The organism is Micromonospora sp. LOL_024 (genome assembly GCF_048060415.1).
GTDB lineage: Bacteria > Actinomycetota > Actinomycetes > Mycobacteriales > Micromonosporaceae > Micromonospora.
Window position 1 is genome coordinate 1 of the sequence record NZ_JBHMIS010000088.1, and the last position, 4,200, is coordinate 4,200.

3 protein-coding genes and 2 pseudogenes are annotated in these 4,200 nt (G+C 70.1%); 4 read left to right on the forward strand and 1 reads right to left on the reverse strand.

Features of this window, described 5'->3' with window-relative positions:
- Nucleotides 1-137 precede the first annotated feature (137 nt).
- From fxlM to ACFHWY_RS27990, 4 genes and pseudogenes are all read left to right on the forward strand, one after another.
- Nucleotides 138-1,334, forward strand: coding sequence for a methyltransferase, FxLD system (fxlM, locus tag ACFHWY_RS27975; protein WP_416583242.1), 1,197 nt, complete (start codon nt 138-140; stop codon nt 1,332-1,334).
- Between the two features lie 13 nt (nt 1,335-1,347).
- On the forward strand, nt 1,348-1,494 hold the full coding sequence (locus tag ACFHWY_RS27980) for an FxLD family lanthipeptide (protein WP_281582658.1): 147 nt from the start codon (nt 1,348-1,350) through the stop codon (nt 1,492-1,494).
- 76 nt (nt 1,495-1,570) lie between these two features.
- Nucleotides 1,571-1,984 (forward strand): annotated as a pseudogene (locus ACFHWY_RS27985) (lantibiotic dehydratase); the annotation flags it as partial.
- A gap of 393 nt (nt 1,985-2,377) precedes the next feature.
- Nucleotides 2,378-2,557, forward strand: a complete 180-nt coding sequence (locus ACFHWY_RS27990; RefSeq protein ID WP_416583243.1) for a hypothetical protein — start codon at nt 2,378-2,380, stop codon at nt 2,555-2,557.
- A 279-nt stretch (nt 2,558-2,836) separates the two neighbouring features.
- Here the strand turns inward: ACFHWY_RS27990 and ACFHWY_RS27995 are convergent.
- Nucleotides 2,837-4,041: pseudogene (locus ACFHWY_RS27995) on the reverse strand (IS110 family transposase).
- Nucleotides 4,042-4,200: the final 159 nt, after the last annotated feature.

Consider the following 4,200-nt stretch of genomic DNA (forward strand, 5'->3'; position numbering starts at 1 on the left):
TCACCGCCGTGCTGACCATCAAGGCTGTGCGGCCCGGACGCCCCCGGTCCGACGCGAGACGCTTGGAAGTGGTGCACCGCTCGCCCTGAAACGCGCCGCGCAGACCGTTCCCTCTGTAGCGAGCGCTCCGGAACGCGATGGTCGACCAACTGGTCGCCGACCAGGAGGCGAAAGGGCTGGTGATGCTGCCCGAGGTGGAGGCGGCGCTGCGGACGGTGCCTCGCGAGGTGTTCACGCCGGGCGTGGCGGTCGAGGAGGCCTATCGCGGTGACAGTGCTGTGGTGACGAAGCGGCGCGGTGCTGGGACGGTCAGTTCGGTGTCGGCGCCGTGGTTGATCGCGGAGATGTTGGGTCAGGCGGTCGACGCTCTCGATGGCGGGTTGGCGGGCCGGCACGTGCTGGAGATCGGCTCGGGTGGCTACAACGCGTCGCTGCTGCGCGAGTTGGTCGGTGAGTCGGGGTCGGTGACGACCGTGGACATCGACCCGGAGGTGACCGAGCGGGCCGTGGCGTGTCTGACGGCCGCGGGGTACGGCGACGTCACCATGGTGTGCGCCGACGCCGAGCAGCCGCTGGTTCCGGACCCCTGCTTGGACCTGATCATCGTGACGGCCGGTGCGTGGGACATCCCTGCGGCGTGGACCGGCCAGCTGGTCGAGGGCGGCGTGTTGGTGGTGCCGTTGCGGACGTTCGGGATGACCCGGTCGTGGGCGCTGCGCCGGGACGGTGACCGGCTGGTCAGCCGAAGCCAGCGCCTGTGTGGGTTCGTGGCGATGCAAGGCGCCGGAGCCCACGACGTGCGGTACATCGACGTTGCCGACGGTGTGCATCTGCGGCTGGATGAGGGTCAGCAGGTCAGCCCGAACCAGGTGGGTGGGCTGTTGTCGCGGCCGCGGGAGCAGGCCTGGGCGGGAGTGAGTTTGCCACCTCGGACGGTCCTGGCTGATCTGGACTTGTGGCTGGCGGCGCGTCTTGCCGCCGAGGTGGATCAGTTCTTGGTGCTTGCGGCGCAGCAGGAGGCCGTCGATACCGGCGTCGTCGCGCCGGCGTGGCGGTTCGGGACGCCCGCCGCCCTGCACGAGGGCACGTTCGTCTACCGGTCGGCGCTGCGCTGGACCGATGACATGTTCGACCTTGGCGCGTGTGCCCACGGACCGGACGCCGCCGACGCGGCCGGGCGGATGGTGGCGCACATGCGGGCGTGGGTGGACGGCGGCGAACCGGCTCCGGTGCTGCATGTCCTGCCCGCACGGACTCCCGACGGCGACCTGCCGGCCGGGACGGTGCTGGACAAGCGGCACAGCCGCCTCGTTCTCACCTTCACCCCCGTATAGGAAGGCACAGCGAGTGGAGACCACGGACCTCGACGAGTTCGACCTGGACATCACGCTGGTGGACGCCGGCCCCGCCGCCGGTGGATACGCCACCAGCACCGACGACAACTGCGGCTCCGGCAACACGGGCTCCAATGCCTGCTCCGGCGGCAGCAAGTAACCCCTGTCCGCACCCACTGTCGGGGCCCGGTGTCCGCCGACACCGGGCCCTTCCCCCTTGTTTTCGGTGGTGCAGCGTGTTTTCTGCGGCTGGTGCGGCGCTGATCCGAGTCGCCGCCTACCCGAGCGGTCTGACCCTGCCCGCGTGGCCCGACCCGGCCGCGCAGCGGCCGGAGCAGTGGCGGCAGTGGCTGACCAGCGTGTGGGCGCTGCCGGGGTTCGCGGCGGCCGTCGCCTGCGCGTCACCGCACCTGTGCGAGCAGGTCACCCGGGCGGTGACCGGCGAGCCTGCTGATCCGGATCGGCTGCGCCGCCTCGTTGAGTCGGTGGTGCGGTATGTGCTGCGGTGGACCGGCCGGGCGACACCGTTCGGCACCTTCGCCGGGGTAGCCCCGGTCGACTCCGGTGCCCGCACGTCGGTGCGATGGGGCGAGGAGCACCGGAGGGTTGTCCGGCCGGACGGGCGGTTCATCGACGCACATACCGGCCGGGACCGGCTGCTCGGGCACCTGGCCCAGTCGGTGCCGTCGCGGAGCACGAGGAGGACGTGGTCGGCGTGGGTGAGCAGGAATGCTTGCACTTGCCCTGCTCAAGAGCCGACCGGCCAGGGACTGGTTCGCCGGCAACCGCCGCTGACCGGCGCTGGCCGCGAGCCGTAGCCCACGGTGCCGACAGTTCAGCGCCGCCCGGCCGAGCCGGCCCGGCGCGGCGTGTGACGAACGGCGACGCCGGGTATGGTCGGTGTGTCGGTGTCGCCGGGCGCTCGTCAGCGACCGAGACTCCTTGACCGGGCGCCAGTGTGAGCGCTGGGTTTGCCACCAGGCTGCGCGGCAAGAAATGCCGATGGCCTGATGTGCTCCTCTGCTGAAAGACGGGACTTCCGCATGGCATCGAACGACAGTGATCAACCGGCGTTGTTTCTCCCCATGGCGACCGCCGAACGGCTCGACGGCTCGGGCGTGACTTTCGACGGCAGCGAGGAGGCCATGCGGCGACTGCGCCATCCGTTCGCGGTGGAGCAGGTCCGGCCGACAGCAGACCGCAACCCGGAGCAGCGCGACTGATCCCACCGGGCTCACGCTGCTTGAGCGGACTCCACGACCGAAGACCGTCGGCGCGGGCTCCAGCGGCGGTATGGCGGTCGTGCTCGCCAGCCTGGCCTTGGCCGCGTAGGGCAACGCCCGCCGTGGCTGGTTCGACCTGGTCTAGACGTACCACCACATCGGCACCGCTGCGCGTGACCATGACCACTGCGGCGACCGGGCGCCTGAATGGCGGCGCTTCGGACCGCCGGCCGGCATGCAGAGAAGCGCCAAATATGGGGGGTGTCCCTATGGGTTTTGTCAAGCAGCGGCAGTCCGTGGTTGGTAGGGGATTTTGTCGCGGAGCATGGCGAACAGGACGTCAACGCGGCGGCGGGCGAGGCAGATGAGGGCGGCGTTGTGTTTCTTGCCTTCGGCGCGTTTGCGGTCGTAGTAGGCGCGGGATGCGGGGTCGGTCAGGGCAGCGAACGCGGCGAGGAAGAAGGCGCGTTTCAGCTGTTTGTTGCCGCCCTTGGGTGGGTGTTCGCCGCGAATGGAGCTGCCGGAGCGTCGGGTGACAGGGGCGAGACCGGCGTAGGCCGCCAGGTGTCCGGACGAGGCGAAGGCAGAGCCGTCGCCGACTTCGAGGAGGATTCGGGCTCCGGTCCTGACGCCGATGCCGGGCATCGAGGTCAGGACCTCGGCGAGAGGGTGCGCATCGAGCATCCTTTCGACCTCGCCGGCGATCTGGTCGCGTTGCCGCAGCACCTCGCGGAGGGAATCGGCGAGGCGGGGCAGGATCGTCTCGGCAGCCTGGCTGCCAGGGACGGTGACCGTCTGCTCGTCCAGAGCGGTGAAGATGGCTTCGGTCAGCTTGGTGCCCATGCGCGGTGCGTGCTTGAGCGCGATCGAGGTGAGTTTGCGTCGGCCGGCCTTGCGTAGCCCGACTGGTCCGCCGCAGCGGCTGAGCAGTTCCAGGACTGCCTTGTGCTGGATCTTGGGGCCGAGGACGCGTTCCAGGGCGGGGTGGATCTGGGTGAGCAGGCCGCGGATGCGGTTGGAGACTCGGGTGGCTTCGCCGGCGAGGTCGTCGTCGTAGCCGATCAGCATCTCCAGCTCGGCCAGGGTGTCATCGCCGGTGTCGACCCGCCGCAGGGTGTGCGGCAGGGTGCGGGCCGCGTCGGCTATGACGTAGGCGTCGCGGGCGTCGGTCTTCGCGGTGCCGGGGTGCAGGTCAGCGATGCGACGCATCGCCAGGCCGGGCAGGTAGGCCACCTGATGCCCGCAGGCGCGGGCGACCGCGACGGGCAGGGCGCCGATCGACGCGGGCTGGTCTACCACCACCAGCACCCGACCGTGGTGGCCGAGTTTGTCGAACAGTGCCCGCAGCCGGGCCTCGGTGTTGGGCAGCGGTGCGTCGTGCAGCCGCTTGCCGTCCGCGGCCAGGCCGACCGCGTGATGATCACCTTACCGACATCCAAGCCAAGGAAGACCTGGTAGTCGCCGTGCACCTGCCGCCTCCGCATGCCGTCGCTTACCTCGGCCGCTGGTCTGGGCGTCGGACTGCCGGCGGCCACGTTACGAAGAGACCTACCCCTGCAGGGGCGGCCTGGCCCCTATCAGCGGGCGGTCCGCAGTAACTTGATCTGATCTATGCATTGCGTCTGGTTGGTGGCTTTCTGGCA